This window comes from Sphaerisporangium perillae (assembly GCF_023276435.1).
GTDB lineage: Bacteria > Actinomycetota > Actinomycetes > Streptosporangiales > Streptosporangiaceae > Sphaerisporangium > Sphaerisporangium perillae.
The window spans coordinates 122,282-139,253 of record NZ_JALLPO010000004.1 but is presented as its reverse complement, the minus strand read 5'-3'; the positions used below and the strand labels follow the sequence as shown (position 1 = coordinate 139,253).

General features: G+C 72.2%; 13 protein-coding genes. 4 read left to right on the top strand and 9 right to left on the bottom strand.

Annotated elements, in window-relative coordinates; genetic code table 11:
- Positions 1–141 precede the first annotated feature (141 nt).
- Entirely contained in the window at positions 142–1,263 is a 1,122-nt protein-coding gene (locus MYF83_RS05515) for a sensor histidine kinase (protein WP_248959071.1), read from the top strand.
- Entirely contained in the window at positions 1,260–1,928 is a 669-nt protein-coding gene (locus MYF83_RS05510; RefSeq protein ID WP_248959070.1) for a response regulator, read from the top strand. Before MYF83_RS05515 ends, MYF83_RS05510 begins: the two co-directional genes overlap by 4 nt.
- 47 nt (positions 1,929–1,975) lie before the next feature.
- Here MYF83_RS05510 and MYF83_RS05505 read toward each other — a convergent pair whose 3' ends face one another.
- The 4 genes from MYF83_RS05505 to MYF83_RS05490 all read right to left on the bottom strand — a co-directional run bounded on the left by MYF83_RS05505 (position 1,976) and on the right by MYF83_RS05490 (position 6,862).
- Entirely contained in the window at positions 1,976–3,112 is a 1,137-nt protein-coding gene (locus tag MYF83_RS05505; protein ID WP_248959069.1) for an aminotransferase class V-fold PLP-dependent enzyme, read from the bottom strand.
- 147 nt (positions 3,113–3,259) lie between these two features.
- Complete coding sequence (locus MYF83_RS05500; RefSeq protein ID WP_248959068.1) at positions 3,260–4,507, bottom strand: cytochrome P450; 1,248 nt, start codon at positions 4,505–4,507, stop codon at positions 3,260–3,262.
- Between the two features lie 79 nt (positions 4,508–4,586).
- Positions 4,587–5,498: a phosphotransferase enzyme family protein gene (locus MYF83_RS05495; protein ID WP_248959067.1), complete on the bottom strand. Its 912-nt coding sequence runs from the start codon at positions 5,496–5,498 to the stop codon at positions 4,587–4,589.
- Positions 5,495–6,862 carry an NsdA family TPR-like regulatory protein gene (locus MYF83_RS05490; RefSeq protein ID WP_248959066.1) on the bottom strand — a complete coding sequence of 456 codons (1,368 nt, stop codon included), beginning with the start codon at positions 6,860–6,862 and terminating at the stop codon, positions 5,495–5,497. Before MYF83_RS05490 ends, MYF83_RS05495 begins: the two co-directional genes overlap by 4 nt.
- Positions 6,863–7,113: 251 nt before the next feature.
- On the opposite strand from MYF83_RS05490, the gene MYF83_RS05485 reads away from it, so the two are divergent.
- On the top strand, positions 7,114–7,665 hold the full coding sequence (locus tag MYF83_RS05485; RefSeq protein WP_248959065.1) for an ATP-binding protein: 552 nt from the start codon (positions 7,114–7,116) through the stop codon (positions 7,663–7,665).
- Between the two features lie 31 nt (positions 7,666–7,696).
- Here MYF83_RS05485 and MYF83_RS05480 read toward each other — a convergent pair whose 3' ends face one another.
- Positions 7,697–11,074 carry a phosphodiester glycosidase family protein gene (locus MYF83_RS05480; protein WP_248959064.1) on the bottom strand — a complete coding sequence of 1,126 codons (3,378 nt, stop codon included), beginning with the start codon at positions 11,072–11,074 and terminating at the stop codon, positions 7,697–7,699.
- A 334-nt stretch (positions 11,075–11,408) separates the two neighbouring features.
- Between MYF83_RS05480 and MYF83_RS05475 the strand changes: the two genes are divergently transcribed.
- Positions 11,409–12,953: an FG-GAP repeat protein gene (locus MYF83_RS05475; RefSeq protein WP_248959063.1), complete on the top strand. Its 1,545-nt coding sequence runs from the start codon at positions 11,409–11,411 to the stop codon at positions 12,951–12,953.
- A gap of 113 nt (positions 12,954–13,066) precedes the next feature.
- On the opposite strand, the gene MYF83_RS05470 is transcribed toward MYF83_RS05475, so the two are convergent.
- From MYF83_RS05470 to MYF83_RS05455, 4 genes are all read right to left on the bottom strand, one after another.
- Entirely contained in the window at positions 13,067–14,659 is a 1,593-nt protein-coding gene (locus tag MYF83_RS05470; protein ID WP_248959062.1) for an alkaline phosphatase D family protein, read from the bottom strand.
- Between the two features lie 299 nt (positions 14,660–14,958).
- Complete coding sequence (locus tag MYF83_RS05465; protein ID WP_248959061.1) at positions 14,959–15,231, bottom strand: GlsB/YeaQ/YmgE family stress response membrane protein; 273 nt, start codon at positions 15,229–15,231, stop codon at positions 14,959–14,961.
- Positions 15,232–15,340: 109 nt separating this feature from the next.
- On the bottom strand, positions 15,341–15,949 hold the full coding sequence (locus tag MYF83_RS05460; RefSeq protein WP_248959060.1) for an HAD family hydrolase: 609 nt from the start codon (positions 15,947–15,949) through the stop codon (positions 15,341–15,343).
- 19 nt (positions 15,950–15,968) lie between these two features.
- The gene (locus MYF83_RS05455; protein ID WP_248959059.1) at positions 15,969–16,820 is read right to left on the bottom strand and encodes an alpha/beta hydrolase family protein; all 852 of its coding nucleotides are present in this window, start codon (positions 16,818–16,820) and stop codon (positions 15,969–15,971) included.
- Between the last annotated feature and the right edge of the window lie 152 nt (positions 16,821–16,972).

The window sequence follows — 16,972 nt, the reverse complement described above, 5'->3', positions numbered from 1 at the left end:
CGTGGTCCGATGCTCGGGCGAAGAGCATCCGGCTACGCTCTGGACATGCACGTCGCACCGCCGCTACCTCTGCTGAAGCGAGTGCCGCCAGGCGTTTGGACGACTCTGACCTGGTGTGCGGGCCTGGCGTTCACGTTCCTCATGCGCGTCAGGCTGCCCGGTGAGTCGGAGCCCGCCGTGGTCGCCGGGGTCTTGGTCTACCGGTGGGACGGTTTGGCGTTCCTGGCGGTGGCCACCGCGCTGGTGCTGGCCGGTAGCGCTCTGCAGCGCCGTCGGCCGATGCCGGCCATGGCCCTGTTGCTGGCCGCGTCCACCATCGCGTGCGTCCCGCTGGGCGTCGGGGAGATCCCGTTGGCTCAGTTCCTCGCGGTCGATGTCGCGCTGTACTTCATCGCGGCCACCCGGTCGCGCCGGACCGGGATCGTCGCCGTCGCCATGGCGCTCGCCGTACTGGCCGGCTACCTGACCACGCGGCTGCTGTCCGGCTGGGTCGTCGGAACCTCGGCGGAGCTGGCCGTGGCCCTGACGGCCGCCATCGCGTGGCTGGTCGGCAATTCGGCGCACCAGGCCCACGAGTACGCCGAGAAACTGCGGGACCAGGCCGCGGCGCAGGCGGTCACCGACGAACGGCTCCGGATCGCGCGCGAGCTGCACGACATGGTCGCCCACAGCATCGGCATCATTGCCCTGCAGGCCGGCGCGGCACGCCGGGTCATCGGCACGCAGCCGGCGCGGGCGCGCGACGCGCTGGGCGAGATCGAGACGGTCGGCCGGGAGACGTTGTCGGGGCTGCGCCGGATGCTCGGCGCGCTCCGTCAGCCCGAACCGGGGCGGCCACCACAGGCGGCGCCGCTCGATCCGGGGCTCGGTCCGGGGCTCGGTCTGGCCGACGTCGACCGGCTGGCCGCGACGACGACAGATGCCGGCGTCCGTGTCGACGTGCGGTGGCGAGGCGAGCGGCGTCCCCTGCCTGCGGAGATCGACACAGCCGCCTATCGCATCATTCAGGAGGCACTCACCAACGTGGTGCGCCATGCCGGCACCCACTCCTGCCGGGTGTCCATCGATTACCAGGACAAGGAGTTGTCCATCGAGGTCCTCGACAGCGGGCGCGGGCGCAGTCGCACTGGAGGAAGCCAATACGGCCTGGTCGGGATGCGCGAGCGGGTCGGCCTGCTCCACGGAGAGTTCTCCGCCGGACCGCGTCCCGAAGGCGGCTTCCGGGTGTCGGCCCGCCTGCCCGTACCGGCCGGAGTCCGATGACCGTCCGCGTCGTACTCGCCGACGACCAGCCCCTGATCCGCACCGCTCTGCAGATGGTCATCGCCGACATCCCCGATCTCGAAGTCGTCGGGGAGGCCGGAACCGGCGCGGAAGCGGTCCATCTGGCCGAGAACCTCCACCCCGATGTCGTGGTGATGGACATCCGCATGCCGGGCATGGACGGCATCGAGGCGACCCGGCTGGTCACCGCAGGTCCCGGCGGAGCCCGCGTCATCGTCCTGACCACCTTCGATGACGACGACCACGTCTATGGCGCGCTGCGCGCCGGCGCATCAGGATTCCTCGTCAAGGACATGGCCCTGGACGACATCCTCGCGGCGATCCGTGTCGTCGCCGCCGGCGACGCCCTGATCGCGCCCAGCGTCACCCGCCGCCTGATCGCGGAGTTCGCCGGCCGCCCCGAGCCCGCAGCAGCACTCGCGCCCGCGCCACGCAGGGTCGAGGGCATCACCGAGCGGGAGCGCGAGGTGCTGACCCTGGTCGCACGCGGCATGTCCAACACCGAGATCGCCGCCGACCTGGTCATCAGCGTCTCCACCGTCAAGGCGTACGTGACACGGCTGCTGGCCAAGCTCGACGCCCGCGACCGCGTCCAGCTCGTCATCATCGCCTACGAGGCAGGCCTGGCGTCACCTTCCCGGTGATGACGATCCGGCGCTCCGGGATTCGTGCCATCCATGGCGTGGTGCGGTCAGGTGAGGATGCCGCGCAGGCCGGTGGCGAGGCGTTCGTAGTCCTGCTCGCGGTTGTAGACCTGGGCCGACAGGCGCAGGAGGCCGGCGCCGGGCCAGGGCTTGATGCCCGCCCGGCAGCCGAGCTTGCGGTAGATCTCGGCGGACAGGGCCTCGGCGCGCGGCTGCGTCTCGGCCACGCCGTCCGGGAGCCGCAGGACGCACATCGCCAGCTCCGGGTCCGAGCGCCAGGGGCGCAGCCCGGTGGCGCCGGCGACGATGGACCGGCCCCGCGCGACCAGCTCGGCGTTGCGGGCCTGGACGGCGTGCAGCCCGAGGTCGTCGAACACCCGCAGGCCGTGCGGCGCCGCCAGCCAGGCCGTGTAGTCCCGCGTGCCCTGGAACTCGACGCTCTTGGGGAAGCCCGCCTCCTGATAGAAGGAGGGGATCAGCGGCTCCACCCGGTCGCGCCACGCCGGCGCGACGGCCAGCACGCCCGACGGCCGCGGCCCGAACGCCCATTTGTGCAGGTTGCCGGTCCAGAAGTCGGCGCCCAGCTCGCTCAGGTCCAGCTCCAGCATGCCGGGCGCGTGCGCCGCGTCCACGATCGTGACGACGCCGAGGGCCCGGAACCCGTCCACCAGCCGGCGCGCCGGCAGCAGGCGAGCCGTGTTGGAGGTGATGTGGTCGAAGACGGCCACCTTGGTGCGCGGCGTGACCGAGCCGAGGAAGGCATCGGCGGCCTCGTCGCCCGACCACTCGCCGTCCGCCTGACCCGGAAGAGTCACCATGACGACCTCGGCCCCGGCCCGCTCGGCCGCCCGCCGTACCGCGATCTCGACGGCCCCGTAGGTGTGGTCGCTGATCAGGATCTGGTCTCCGGGGGCGAGCGGCACGCTGTTCAGCGCGACCGCGACGCCCTCGGTCACGTTGGAGACGAACGCGAGGCCGTCGGGCTCGGCCCCGAGGAACGCCGCCACCTCGTTCCTCGCCTTGGCGACGCGGTCCATGACCGTGGCGAAGAACACGTCGGGGTTGCGCTCGAGCTCCAGGCGCAACTCGTTCTGCGCCACCCGCACGCGATGCGGCACCGCGCCGAACGAGCCGTGGTTCAGATGCGCGACCGAGGGATCCAAGCTGAAGTCGTCAATGTTCACAACCGGGACATTAACCGGTCCCCCTCCGCCGCAGGACGCCAGCCCTTCCCCCGGCATCCGGTACGCCACCCGCGGCACGAACCCGAGCGCCGGCGGCGCGGCCGCTCCTCTCCGGCGCGACCGCCGCGGCGGATGAGACCGCCGCGGTCAGAAGGTGAAGCGCTGGGTGCGGACGCTGTTGTCGAAGTTGGACAGCAGGAGCTCGGGGTCGCCGACGGCCTGGATGCCGGGCAGGCGGGTGAACAGCTCGCGGTACATGATCTTGATTTCCTGGCGGGCGAGGTTGGCGCCGAGGCAGAAGTGCGGGCCGGGCCCGCCGAAGCCGACGTGCGGGTTCGGTTTGCGGGTGATGTCGTACCGGTCGGGGTGGTCGAAGACGTCCTCGTCCCGGTTGGCGGAGCCGTAGAACAGCACCACCTTGTCGCCGGGCGCGAGCCGTACCCCGCGGATCTCGTACTCCTCGGTGACCGTCCGCCGGAACTGCATGATCGGCGAGACGTGGCGGACGGTCTCCTCGATCGCGCCGCCGATGTGGCCGTCGAAGTCGCCGACGAGGCGCTCGCGCTCGCCGGGGTTGTCGGTGAGCAGCTTGAGCCCGTGGGCCATCGTGTTGCGGGCGGTCTCGTTGCCCGCGACGAGCAGCAGGGTGAAGAAGGAGCCGAGCTCCTTCGGCGTCAGCCGCTCACCGTCGACGTTGGCGTTGACCAGCGCGGACACCAGGTCGCTCGCGGGGTTCTTCTCCCGCTCGCGCCCCAGGTTGATCACCAGGCGCTGGAGGGCGAACAGCGCCGCCATGTTGCGCCCCGCCATCGCGACGGTGCGGGGAAGGCTCATGCGCACGCCGGTGTAGGCCGTGGAGGCGTCCACGTGCTCGTGGACCTTGGCCCGGATGCCGTCGGGAACGCCCATCATGTCGCAGATGACGTGGATGGGCAGCCGGGAGGCGACCTGCGCCACGAAGTCGCGCGGCCCCTCCTTCACCACGTCGTCCACGATGCGCTCGGCGGCCTTCGCGATGTCGTCGTTGAGGCCGCTCAGCATCTTGGGCGAGAACGCGCGCGAGACGATGCGGCGCAGGCGCGCGTGGCGGGGGTCGTCCAGGTTGACCATCGAGTCGCCGAAGACGTGCTTCACCCAGCCGGGCGGCTCGGGATTGGTCACGGCCGGCTCGCTGGAGAACACCTTGGCGTTGCGGCTCGCCTCCACCACGTCGGCGTGCCGCACCAGGGCGTAGAACCCCTTGCCCGAACGGAGCAGGGGCACCCGGCGCTCGGGGAAGAACACCGGATGGTCGAGCCGCCTCAGCCGCGCGAAGTCGCGTTCGCGCTCACTCGGCGGCCTGCGCCAGAACGCGAGGCCCGCGAGGTCGATGCCTGTGTCCACCGCCGTTGTCACGGTCCTATCCTGGCACGCCCTTTACCCGCCCGCCCGCGGGCCCGAGATCTTGCACGCCCCTGGGCCCGGTCGTCGCCGGTCAGCGGTACGGCTGCCATCTCGTGGTCAGGTCGCGGGCCCGGAAGGTCCGCATGCGATGCTCCCACTGGGAGCGGATCGAGGGGTTGCTGCGCAGGATGGGCAGGACGCTGGTGACGAGCTTCAGCTCCCGCAGGCGCCGCAGCACCGGGAAACCGTCCCACTCGGTGACGTCGGCGCCGTAGTGCTTGGCCAGCATCGCGTGGTCGTCGGTCGCGTAGTCCAGGCGCAGCCTGCCGACCGCGACCGGGGCCAGGTCCCACTCGCGCGGGCCGAGGCCGGTGCTGTCGAAGTCGCACAGCACCGGGCCGTGCGGGCCGGCGATGACGTTGCCGAGGAACGCGTCCCCGTGGATGACGCCCGGCGGCAGCACGAAGCGCAGCCGCGCGAGCTGCTCCTCGACCTCGTCGCACTCCTGCAGCAGGAACGTGTGGTCGCCGGCGTCCAGCTCCTCGGGCTCGGCCAGCCGCTGGCGCACCTCCTGCATCGGACGCCACTGCGGCAGGCCCGCGGGGGCGCCGGGCAGGCGGTGCAGGCGCTTGAGCAGGACGGCCAGGCCGGCGCCGTCCGGCCGGGGCCCGGTGTCCGGGACGTGCTCCCACAGCGTGATCATCTGGCCGTGCAGCCGGATGGGCTGCTCGAACCCCGGCAGCAGCCGCACCGCGGGGTAGTCGTGCGCGGCGAGCCAGCGGGCGACCCGTACGACGAGCCCGGCCCGCTCGCGGGCGGCGGTGGACCCGGCGATGCGCACCACCACCGGGTCGGCGCGCAGCCGGAACACCGCGTTGTTGGTGAACTTGATCAGCTCGGCCCGGTCGGGGTCCAGGCCCGTCTCGGCGCAGAGGGCTTCAAGGAGGAAGCGCAGGTTGTCCCGGGTGAGCCCGCCCGAGGGGTCGACCGTGGTGACGCTCATACGGCCCGCAGGTCCGCGATGCGCCGGCAGAGCTCCCGGGCGTCCGAGCTGTGCGGCCGGCTCGCCGCGGCCGCCTCCAGCGGGGCCAGGCGGTCGATGGTCCGCACGGACCTGATCTGGGTGACCAGGGTGACGGCCTCGTGCCCGTCGATGACGCCGCTGTCGACCTCGCCGAGCAGCAGCCGCACCGTCGCGAGGCCGATCAGCTCGAACACCTTGCTGCGCGCCATGTCCTGTTCCCGGCTCCGGACGCTGCTGGACAGCAGCTCGGCGGCCATGGGCAGGTGGCCGGGTTCGGCGCTCGCGAGGGCCGCGTGGGTCATGCCGCCGGCGGCCTCCAGGTCGACCTCGCCGAAGAACCGCACCCAGGACGGGGCCGCCTCGCGGTCGGCCCGGTTGAACTCGTCGCGTGCCCTGTTGATGGACTTCATCGCGAGCCGCTCGTCGCCGAGCAGGGCGTACGCCCAGGCCTCGTTGGCGCACAGCATGGCGACGGTCAGCTCGCAGCTGGCGTCCTGCGCGCAGATCTGGCCGAGCTGGAAGAACCGTAACGCGTCCTCGGTGCGGCCGAGGTGCAGGTGGACCCGCCCCATCCGGTACAGGATGTTCGCCGCCAGCGAGGGGTCGTGGGCGTGCTTGGCCTGTTCGAGGGCGCGGGCGAGGTGCCGGCGCGCGGCGCCGTAGAGGCCGACGTCGAAGGACGTCCATCCGGCGAGGTTGTGCTGGTCGGCCAGGGCGCGGTGCAGGCGGTGCCCGACGCGCTCGGAGCAGGTGGCGCGCAGCAGGTGCTGCGACCAGGTGAGCTGGGCGACCACCGCGTCCCGGCAGACGCCGCCGCCGTAGCGGTAGTCGAGCGCGCGGAGCGACTGGGTGACGGTCTCCACCTGCTCCACCTCGACGTCGCCGATGCGGGCGGGCACGGGGGTGTCGACGCGGGCCAGCGGCATGCGCCAGTCGTCGGCGGTCGCCACCACGGCCCCGATGGTGACCTGCGCGGCGTGGGCCAGCAGCCGGCGGACCTGCTCGTCCTCGTCGGCGTCGTCCTCGTAGCCGGCGGGCAGCGGGCAGATGACGCTCTGGGAGGCGTCGTCGTAGGCCAGGCCCATGTACCCGCGCGGCACGCCGAGGCCGTCGGCGATGCGCACCAGCACGTCGTAGGCCATGACCTGCCGGCCGTTGAGGATCTCGGATATCTCCGACTGCGACTGCCCTGTGAGCGCGGCGATGCGCCGCTGGGAGATCCCGACGCGCTGCAGGAGCAGGTAGACGGTGGCGATGTCGCGCACCGCCAGAGCCTGGCGCATCTGGGGCCGCTCCCAGATGGCGAAGCTGATCGCCTGCTCGTTCGCATGAGTGACGTTCATGCCGACCTTCCACAGTGAACTGTGCTGACCTCTCAGGTAACCAGGTGCCGCGGGGTTTCGGAGGGGATAACGGTCGGACCGATCGCCCGGGCAGATCGGCTCCACCGATCGAAGGAGACCGGAGATGGGTATCGGTGAGGCGGCTTACCACCATTGGCGCAGGTGCCCCACCATGGAGGCCAATCCCGGGGGATCACCGCGCGCATCCTCCGCCGGCTCATCGGTAGACAAGCCCAAGGAGTGATCAGCCCATGCGCGCCGAGCAGCCCGTCCCGAAGGAGGCTCACCACCGCACCGGGGTCCTGGCGCGGGAACGGCCGCCCGACGGCCCCCAGGTCCCCTTCCAGGACACCTTCCGGGTGCTGGTGACGATGCTGCGGCCGGGCTCGGCCTCGCGCTGCGCCCGCGCGGCGGTGCGCGAGGCCCTGTCCAGGGCCGGGGTGACCGACGAGGGCATCGGGGACGCCGAGATCATCGTGGCCGAGCTCGCCGCCAACGCCGAGAAGCACGCGCACGGGCCGTACGAGCTGCGGATCCACTGCCTGAGCGGCATCCCGATGTGGTGCGAGATGGTGGACGGCGGCCGGGAGCTGGGCGAGATCCCGGCCATCCTGACCGGCCTGCAGGCGGCCACGCTGGTCGACCTGGCGCCGTTCGCGGAGAGCGGCCGGGGGCTGCTGCTGGCCCACCGGCTGTCCCATGGCCACTGCTACGCCTACCCGACCACGATGTCCGTGGGCGGCGCGGCCGGCAAGGCGGTGGCCTTCGCCCTTCCCACCCCGGCGAGCGGCGGGAAGGGCTGACGGCTTCGGGGTGGGCGTGCTCGCCGGGGGTTCAGGTCGCGGCGGTCACCGTGACGGTGGCCGAGGTGGACCGGTCGCCCGAGGAGACGGTGAGGGTCGCCTGCCCTGGACGCACGGCGGTGAGCCGGCCGGCCGACAGGTCGAGCACCGCCACCACGCCGTGCCGCCGCGCCGCGTCCTTGGCCTCCCGCGGCGACTCGGCGACCGCGAGGGCCCGGTCCCCGCTCCAGGTCACGCTGGCCGGGTACCGGAGGGGGAAGGTGAGCCCGAAGGCCGTCGTGGTCCCGGTGGCCGAGACCTCCTCGCTCGCTCCCACGGTCAGCGCGCCCGGCGCCGAGAGGGAGAGCTTGTCGAACAGCGGGTTCACCCGTGCCGTCAGCCATTCACGCGTCGCCGGGCTCGGCAGGCCCGCCTTGACCTCGCCGGGCCGGGGGTCAACGCCGACGAGCATCCAGCCGAAGAATCCGCCCTTGTCCGGCGAGCTGTAGGGGGTCTTGCCCACGGCCGGGGTGTTGATCTCGGCCACGCCGTCCACCCTGGTGACGGCCGCGGTGTGGGCGTGGCCGCTGAACACCGCGACAGGCTTGCCGGCGCTCTCGCGGAATCCGGCCAGCCACTTCTCCATCAGGCCGGCCTCCAGCTGGTCGGAGAACTGCGAGCCGCCCGCTCCGGAGGGGTCGTGCAGCGGGTGGTGGAACACCAGCGCCAGCGACTTCACCGAGCGGTCCTTCTCCGCCTTCGCCAGTTCGTCGCGGAGCTCGGGCACCTGCGACCAGTCGGAGATCCGCAGCCCGCCGAGCGTGGTGTTCATCAGGACGAAGCGGGTGCCCTTGTGGTCGAACACCTGGTGGGCCGGCCGGCCGGTGGCGAGGAACGCGTCCAGGGTCCCGGTCGCCGTCGCGCCGGACTCGTGGTTGCCGGGAGTCCAGTGCACGGGAATGTCCGCGGGCACGTTGTCCTTCAGGATCTGCTCCGCGAAGGCGAAGTCCGCCGGCGCATTGCTATCCACGAAGTCACCATTTATCAGGATGAAGTCCGGCTTAGCGGCGACCGCCTGCCGTAGCGCCGCCGCGGCCTGCTGCGCCGCGAACGAGGATGGCCCCGCCGCCGCGCTCACGTGCAGGTCCGACATGACGGCGAAGCGCCAGCGATCCTTGCCGATGTCCGCCTGCCGCAGGACGAACGGGTCGGAGCCGACGGTCGTGTCCGCCGTGGCCTCCTGGCCGACCAGCGCGGTGAGCGCGTCGAACCTGAGCTCGCCCGCGTCCTTGGCCAGGTTCGAGGTCTCCACGACGTAGAGGTTGTTGAGGGTGATCGGCTCGGAGAACCCGGCGGGCAGCGTGCCCTCCACCCACTTCCAGCCCGTCCAGTCGACGACGGCCGCGAAGGTGAAGGGCACGTTCGTCGTCCCCTGCGAGCGCAGGGTCGCGCGCAGCCAGTGCTTCTTGCCGTCCCCGTACGCCCACACGCCGAGGCGCCTGGTGCCGTGCGGGAGGGTCAGCGCCGAGGGCTTGGCCACCGCGTACGCGGCGGAGGTCCCAGAGGTCCCGGTGAAGTCGTACCTCAGCGCGAGCGCCCGGTTCCCCGCCGGGGCGCCGGGCCGGTCGGATCCGTCCACGGCCGCGACCGAGGCGACGGCCTTGGAGGCGGAGGCCGCCCATGTCTCGCCCGCCTCGAACTCGGCCAGCGACTGGCGTTTCAGGCCGACCACGACGGGCAGCCGCGCCACCTTGCCCTGCACGCTCGCGGTGACGACGGTGGCCGTTCCGCCGGGCGCGTCCAGCCCGGTGACCGTGAGCGACCCGTCGTCCCTGGCCTCGACCTTGACCACCGCGGAGTCGTACTCCAGATCGGCGTCGCGGGCGGCGACCGGCGCGTCGAACCCGTCGGCGTCGTATCCGCGCACTCCGACCACCGTCGAGTCGCCGGTCTCCAGGGTCAGGCTCGCGGCGGTGAACTTCGCGGTGGACAGCTCGCCGAGCACGCGAAGATCGGTGTGCCCGCGCGCCCGTCCGGCCCGGGCCGTCAGATCGCCCTCGCCGGAGCGCTCGGCGCGCAGGACGCCGTCGCGCACCTCGCCCAGCCGGCCCGCGTCCCATCTCACACGGTCTCCGCCGAGGTCGGCGGGGGCGTAGGTCTCGTCGTACCCCGCGGCAGACACCCGCACGGTCAGGCCGGGGAACACGCGCGCCGCGCTCGCGCGCACCGCGAGGCCCTTCGGCGTGCCAGAGCCCTTGGCCGCGTACAGGCCCACCCCGCTCGGGATCAGCCGCTCGCCGCCGTCTGAGGGGGTGTTGACCACGCTGACCCCGGCGTCTCCTGGGGTACGGGCCACGATGTCGGAGGAGCCTCCGCCGTCCAGCATGAACGCCTCGCGGGCGCCGAGCCGCACGAGCAGCTTGGCGGTCTCGTCGAAGCTCAGCCCGGCCGAGAAGTTGGCCGAGCCGTCCACCGTCACGAGCAGGAGCCGGCGGCCGCCGTCGGCCCAGCCGATCGCGGTGCGCGGCTTGGGTGCGTCGTTGCCGGTCGACGGCGGGAAGTCGATGGCCTGGCCGTCGCGTACGAGCACCTCGCCGCTGCCGAGCGCCGTCCGCAGCTTCGCCGGTGAGTCGGTGCGCAGCCCCACGTCCAGGGCGACGGCGTCGCCGGGCTTGGCGGCGGCGAGCGTGGCCGCGGCGGCCCCCTGGCCGACGACGACCAGGCCGCCGTCCGGCACGGGGGTGTTCGTGACCGCGGCGTTGACGGCGGTGACGGCTCCGCCGGTGACCACCAGCTCGGTCAGGGCGCCGGAGTGCGGGATCAGGGTGCGATTGCCCGGGCCCCACTGGTCGGTGAAGACGGTGACGGCATTGGCGGGGATGGCTGCGGTGTTCAGGCTCGCGACCGGGTGGCCGGTGCCCGCGACCGTGACCGTGCCCTCCAGCAGGGCGTTCGCGAGCCGCGCGACCTTGTCCTCCCCGACGGCGGCGACCGTGCGGCCCTGGCTGGTGGCCTTGCGCAGCTCGCCGTCCCTGACCTCGGGCCCGATGACGGCGTTGGTGTCGTTGATGTCGTAGTAGTCGCCGTTGACCGCGGCGACCGCCGACCGCGCGTCCGCGGCCTTCGACAGCGGCTGGGTCTCGGTCAGCCTGCCGCCGACCAGGCCGACGTCCACCCCTGGGCCCGACAGGTCGGCGTTCAGCACGTGGGCCCGCGTCCAGCCGTCGCGCCCGAAGGTGTCGAAGGTGGTGAGGACGATGCCCGGGGCCACCGTCCGATCGGTTCTGCCCGCCTCTACCGAGACGCCGGGAACGGTCGTCTGGTAGTCGGGCCGCCCCGCTCTCGGAGCGTCGGCCTGTGCCGTTCCCTGGGCCACCCCGGGAAGACCGATGACGAGCGCCACGGCGACCGCGCGCGCGAGATTACGCATTTCCACCTCCAAGTACGAACGGGCCTGAAGGTAGACAGACACGGAGCCGATCTTGGGTCCATGTCATGACATACCGGTGACATCGCGAAGAACATTTCGACGATCAGTCGTAGGGGTGAAGAACATCTTCGCGATCAGTTGTAGAGCCTCCGGGCCGTCCTGACAACAGCCGTCAACGGGAGATCCAACGCGTCCCGCGGGCGTGGGCGCTACCGCGCAGGTCAGGGGCCACGGCCGCCGGACGGCGGGATCTGACGTTCCGTTCAGCCGACCGACGTGGGGACTTCATGCTGCTGTGAGCCGGATGTCCAGGTCTGCGGGGACGATCCGGAGTATGAGTGCCTCGCGCGCGTCCCGCCTCCTCGCCGCCGCGACCCTCGTGGTCGTCCCCCTGCTCCCTCCACCCGCCGCCCAGGCCCAGACCGCCCGCGCCACACCCACCGCCCTCTCCCCTGCCATATCGGCCCATTCCATGTCCGCCTCCGCCGTGCCGGACCGCGCGGTAGCCGCCCAGGCCGTGGTGCCGGCCCGTGCGCCCGGCAAGGAGTGCGACACCGCCTATCTCGCCGTGGCCGCGCCGTACGACACCGTGGACGGGCAGGCGCGCGCGGGCACCGTCACGCTGTACGACGGCACCAAGAAGGCCGCCGTGCTCTCCCAGGGAACCCACGGGCTGCCCGGCACCCCCGAACCCGGCGACTCGTTCGGCTCCGCGGTGGTCGCGGGCGACTTCGACGGGGACGGCTGCGCCGACCTGGCGATCGGCGCGTCGGAGGAGTTCGCCGGCACGCCGGTGCCCGACGGCGCCGACGGCAACGGCATCGTGTACCTGCTGCGCGGCACGGCGAACGGCCTCCGGGCGGCCGGGACCCTCGACGTCACCCGCCTCGGCCGTTCACGCGACACCGACCGGTTCGGCGCCGCGCTGGCCGCCGGCGATCTGGACGGCGACGGCGACGACGAGTTGGTGGTCGGCATCCCCGGCCTGTCCGAGGGCGGCGGCGCCGGGATCTTCGGCCTCAAGGGGCGCGCGGCCTCCGGCAAGGGAACCCTCATCACCCAGGCCACCTCCTGGGTCGCGCAGGACCACCTCGAGACCGACCAGTTCGGGGCCGCCCTCGCGGTGGGCGACTTCGACGGCGACGGCAAGGCCGAACTGGCCGTCGGCGCGCCCAGCCACACCATCGGCGCCACCACCTCCGGCGGTGGCCTGGTCGTCATCGCCGACCTGCGGGCCCGGCAGGCCGGCGTCTACAACCAGAACAGCCCCGGCGTGCCCGGCGAGGCCGAGAAGTGGGACTCCTTCGGCGCGGCGCTCGCGGCCGGCGACTTCGACCACGACGGCCGCGACGACCTGGCCATCGGCGTCCCCGGTGAGGGCCTGGACGCCTTCCAGGACGGCCCCATGTACGGCAACGGCGGCGTGCACGTCCTGTACGGCACGTCCCGGGGGCTCACCGCGATCGGCGGCGAGTTCTGGTCGCGCAAGACCAAGGGCATCAGGGGCAAGAGCCTCAACACCGACCGGCTCGGCTCGGCGCTCGCCGCCGGCGACCTCAACGGCGACGGCGACGCCGAACTGGCCATCGGCCTTCCCGGCGGCAACACCGTCCTGGTCCTCCCCGGCACCCGCACCGGCGGGCTGACCGCCCGGCACCACGTGCTGCTGAAGGGACGGCCCGGCCACCCCGGCGACCTGTACGGCTCCTCGGTGGCCATCACCCGCTCCGGCCTGACCATCGGCTCACCCGGCGCCGGCCGCGTCACCCTGATCCCCTCGAAGCCCCGCAAAGGCTCCTACACCGGCCTGCGCACGACCGGCGCCCACCCGCTCTCAGGTCAATCCACCGGCCTCTTCGGCTTCGCCGTCACCTCCTGAGGCGTGCTGCGAATAGGGTTGACTCAGGGAACTGCGCCGCCCTCGACGCCGGCCATGGCGGGCCGGCGCCTGTCGCCGCCCAGCCGGGAATGCCGGCCGGCTCCCACTCGGGGTCAGGTGAGGGTGCGTTCGCCGGCGGGGATGGTGAAGGTGGCGGCGGTTCTGGCGGGGGCGCCTTTGCGGCTGATGTAGTCGAGGGTGCGGAAGTCGGCCTTCAGCTCGTCCGGGGTGGCGTCGCACATGATGTAGCCGCGGCGCTCGTTGACGAACTTCAGGTGAGGGTTCTCGGCGACCAGCGCGGCGTCCCTGGCCGGGTCGTGGTAGCCGTCCCCGTCGCTGGAGATGGAGGTGGCCACCAGCTCGACGCCGACCCGCGCGGAGTCCGGGTCGTCGAAGTCGGCCGGCAGGTCGGAGGCGGAGGCCACGTGGGCGTCGCCGGTGAGCACGATGGAGTCGCCCGCCGGCGAGGAGGCGAGGGTGGCCAGCAGCCTGTCGCGCTCGGCCGGGTAGCCGTCCCAGGCGTCCACGTTCAGCTCCCTGCCGGGGCCGAGGTGGTAGTCGCGCTGGCCGACGATGACCTGCTGGGCGATGAGGTTCCAGGCGCCGGGCGCCGACGACAGCCCTTCGGCCAGCCACTTCATCTGGTCGGCTCCGAGCATGACGCGCTCCTGGCCGAGACGCTCGTCGCATCCGGAGCGCATGCCGTCGTCGCACGGCTGCTCGTCGCGGAACTGCCGGCTGTCGAGCAGGTGGAACGTCGCGAGGGATCCCCACGAGACCCTCCGGTTGATCCTGATGCCGTGGCCCCGGGCGACGGCGGACCTGCGCAGCGGCATGTGCTCGTAGTACGCCTGGAAGCCCGCCGCCTTGCGTGCGGCGAAGCCGGGGACGAGCGTGCCCGGGTTGTCGCCGGCCCAGTTGTTCTCGACCTCGTGATCGTCGAAGATCACCAGCCAGGGGCTGTTGAGGTGGGCGCGCTGGAGGTCGGGGTCGGTCTTGTACTGCGCGTGCCGCGTCCGGTAATCGGCGAGCGTCTGCAGCTTGCCGCCCACGTGCTCGCGCACGTTGCCCTGGGCCGCCGTGTAGACGCCGCCGGAGTACTCGTAGATGTAGTCGCCGAGGTGGACGACCAGGTCGGGGTGCTGCTCCGCCATCCGGCGGTAGGCCGTGTAGTAGCCGTGCTCGTACTGGGCGCAGGACACGGCCGCGAAGGTGAAGGACGCCGGCGTGGTGCCCGGGGCGGGCGCGGTGCGGGTGCGTCCGGCCGGGGAGAGGTGGCCGCCCGCGCGGAAGCGGTAGAAGTACTCCCGTCCCGGCTCGAGGCCCTGGAGCTCCACGTGCACCGCGTGCGCGGATCCGGGACGGGCGGTCGCGGTGCCGGTGCGCACCACCTGGCGGAAACGCTCGTCGGTGGCCACCTGCCACCCCACCTCGGCGTCCCGGGCCGGCATGCCGCCGTGCCCGTCGGGGGCGAGGGGGTCGGGCGCGAGCCGGGTCCACAGCACGAACCCGTCGGCGGCCGGGTCACCGGAGGCGATGCCCAGCGTGAACGGGTCCGGTGCGATGCGGCCGGCGCCCGCCGGGGCCGCCTGGACGCTCCCCCGGGTCGTGGTGGACGCGCCGGCGGAGGCGGGTGACATCAGGCCGCCGGCTCCCGCGACGGCGGCGGCGATCAGGAACGCTCTGCGTGACGGGTTCTGGTCCACGTCTATTAGTGCAGGCTGCCCGGCTGACCTGCGAGCGAGTGCGTGATGTCGGCCGCGTGAACACCTGCCGCACAGGCAGGCGGGCTACCCGGATGGTTGAACGCCCGCCGACGCGGAGGCGACCGGTTCCGGCATTCCAGGCGAAGCCTGCGGGTGGGGGACGTTCGAAGCGAAGCGTGCGGGCGGGGGGACGTTCCGGGCGGAGCGCCGGGGGGAGGCCGGGCTCCGCGGGAGGCTGGGTCGCGGGCGAGCCCGCCGGGCGGATGAGGCCCGGCGGGCTCGCGGCCGGCGGGGGCCGGTCAGGTGACCCTGCGTTTGCCGTACAGGGTGCTGGCCAGCAGGACTCCGATGATCGCCAGGATGATCTGCAGGATGAGCTCTATCCAGTCGATGCCTCTGGTGGTGGCGACTCCCAGAGCCCCGGCGATGGCCGTGCCGATCAGAGCCGCGACGATGCCGATCACGATGGTGAGCCAGATCGGGATGTTCTGCCGCCCGGGGATGAGAAGCCGCGCGAGCACACCGATCACCAGACCCACGATGATCGCACTGATAATACCGGTGACAGCCATTCACGCCTCCGTTATTCCGTTGTTATACGTATGCCCGCATAAGGGATGCTCAATACGTCATCGCAGGTCAGAGCGTGAAGTGTCCTACATGTCAGGAGCGCGAGGGCGGTCAGAGGGTCTGGTCCGGTGCGGCGAGGGCCAGGCTGAGGTCGGCGCGCAGGGTCTCGGCGTCACGGAAGTGGACGGCGCTCATGCCCGCCGACTCCGCGCCGTTGACGTTCACCAGGCGGTCGTCGACGAACACGAAGTCCTCCGGCCGGGCCCCGAGGGCGGCCGCGACCCTGAGGTAGATCTCCGCGTCCGGCTTCACCAGGCCCATGTGACCGCTGTAGAACCGGGCGTTCATGTTCTGGATCCAGGGCAGCCTCTCGACGCCCGCCGCGACGCAGACCGGGGCGTTGGACAGCAGCGCCACCGGGCACCCGGCCTGCCTGAACTCCGACAGGACCGCCACGGCGTCCTCGTTGGGGTGAGTCCAGCTCTCGACGTCGAGCGAGATCAGCCGCTCCACCTCGTCGTCGCTCGCCCTGCGGTCCAGCACCTCAGACCAGTACACGCCCGGCGTCATGGTGCCCCGGTCGAACTCCAGCCTGTGCTCCCAGTAGCCCCGCCAGAACTCGGCGGCGTCGATGCCCGCGGCCGCCACCATCCGCTCGCGGTCGGCCGCGGGCTGCGCATGACTCAGCACTTCTCCGTAGTCGAAAAGGACCCATTTCATGATCGCGATAGTACCGAAGTCAGGAGGCGAGGAACGGCCGCACGTGCTCGTTGACCGCTCCGCAGGCCAGGTAGTTGCGCGCGGTGTGGAAGTCCGCCCAGTTGATGTTGACCTTCTCGTCGGTGGTGACGCCGTCGAAACGGCTCTTCAAGGCCCCGGGGATGGCGGCGATGTCGTCCTTGTCGGCGATGTTCACCCAGCGGCGCACCCCGCTGGGACACCGGCCGCGCCCGGCCGCCGGAAGCGGCTGGAGCCGCTCGAAGACGACGTTGCGCATCGCCAGCGGGCTGCCGAGCGTGACGAACAGTTCGACCGAGAGGTCGGGATGGGCCCACAGCGCCTCGTAGGCCACGACGCTCCCCAGCGAGTGGGCGATGAGCACCTTGGGCTTGTTGCGGCGGATCGCGTCGGCCACGGCGTCACGCGAACGCACCCTCGCCGCCGCGTCCGCGCCGGCGAAGTAGGCCGCGACCTCGGGGCAGAAATCCTCGGCGAAGTCCTTGGCCCTCGGCCCGAGCTTCAGCAGCAGCCACTCGGCGAACCGGTGGATCAGCCCGGTGAGCGTCTCCCCCGCGCCGGACCCGGCCCCGCCCAGCTGCTCCATCCAGCCGGCCAGCACGAGCTGGGAGGGCGGGTCCATCTTGCGCAGGTCACGCCTGGTCGCGGGCGGCGTCTCCTCGCGGAGCAGGTGGGCGTAGTAGGCCACCTCGCTGACGTAGGACTGCCCGGCGTACGGGACGCCGCCTCCGAGGCCGGCGTGCAGGTAGCGGTTCCACTTGTCCCGCATGACCTCGGCCGCGCCCCGCGCGGAACCCGCGGCCGCGAAGTAGCGGTACTTGCCGATGCCGTGAACCCCCACGATGCTCGCCACCGCACGGCCTCCCACGTCGTGTGCGTACTCGGCCCGGCAGGCGCTGGGAGTACAGGGACACTGTGCTCCAGCCCGGCGATCTTAGCAAGCGGCTTCACCCAGGTCACCGGACACTGACCCGCCGGGAAGTGCAACAAATGGGTTGATCCCTG

Coding starts and splice junctions, on each gene's coding strand:
- MYF83_RS05515 (WP_248959071.1), top strand. CDS start 142: ATGCGCGTCAGGCTGCCCGGTGAGTCGGAGCCCGCCGTGGTCGCCGGG.
- MYF83_RS05510 (WP_248959070.1), top strand. CDS start 1,260: ATGACCGTCCGCGTCGTACTCGCCGACGACCAGCCCCTGATCCGCACC.
- MYF83_RS05495 (WP_248959067.1), bottom strand. CDS start 5,498: ATGAGCGTCACCACGGTCGACCCCTCGGGCGGGCTCACCCGGGACAAC.
- MYF83_RS05490 (WP_248959066.1), bottom strand. CDS start 6,862: ATGAACGTCACTCATGCGAACGAGCAGGCGATCAGCTTCGCCATCTGG.
- MYF83_RS05485 (WP_248959065.1), top strand. CDS start 7,114: ATGCGCGCCGAGCAGCCCGTCCCGAAGGAGGCTCACCACCGCACCGGG.
- MYF83_RS05480 (WP_248959064.1), bottom strand. CDS start 11,074: ATGCGTAATCTCGCGCGCGCGGTCGCCGTGGCGCTCGTCATCGGTCTT.
- MYF83_RS05475 (WP_248959063.1), top strand. CDS start 11,409: ATGAGTGCCTCGCGCGCGTCCCGCCTCCTCGCCGCCGCGACCCTCGTG.
- MYF83_RS05465 (WP_248959061.1), bottom strand. CDS start 15,231: ATGGCTGTCACCGGTATTATCAGTGCGATCATCGTGGGTCTGGTGATC.
- MYF83_RS05460 (WP_248959060.1), bottom strand. CDS start 15,949: ATGAAATGGGTCCTTTTCGACTACGGAGAAGTGCTGAGTCATGCGCAG.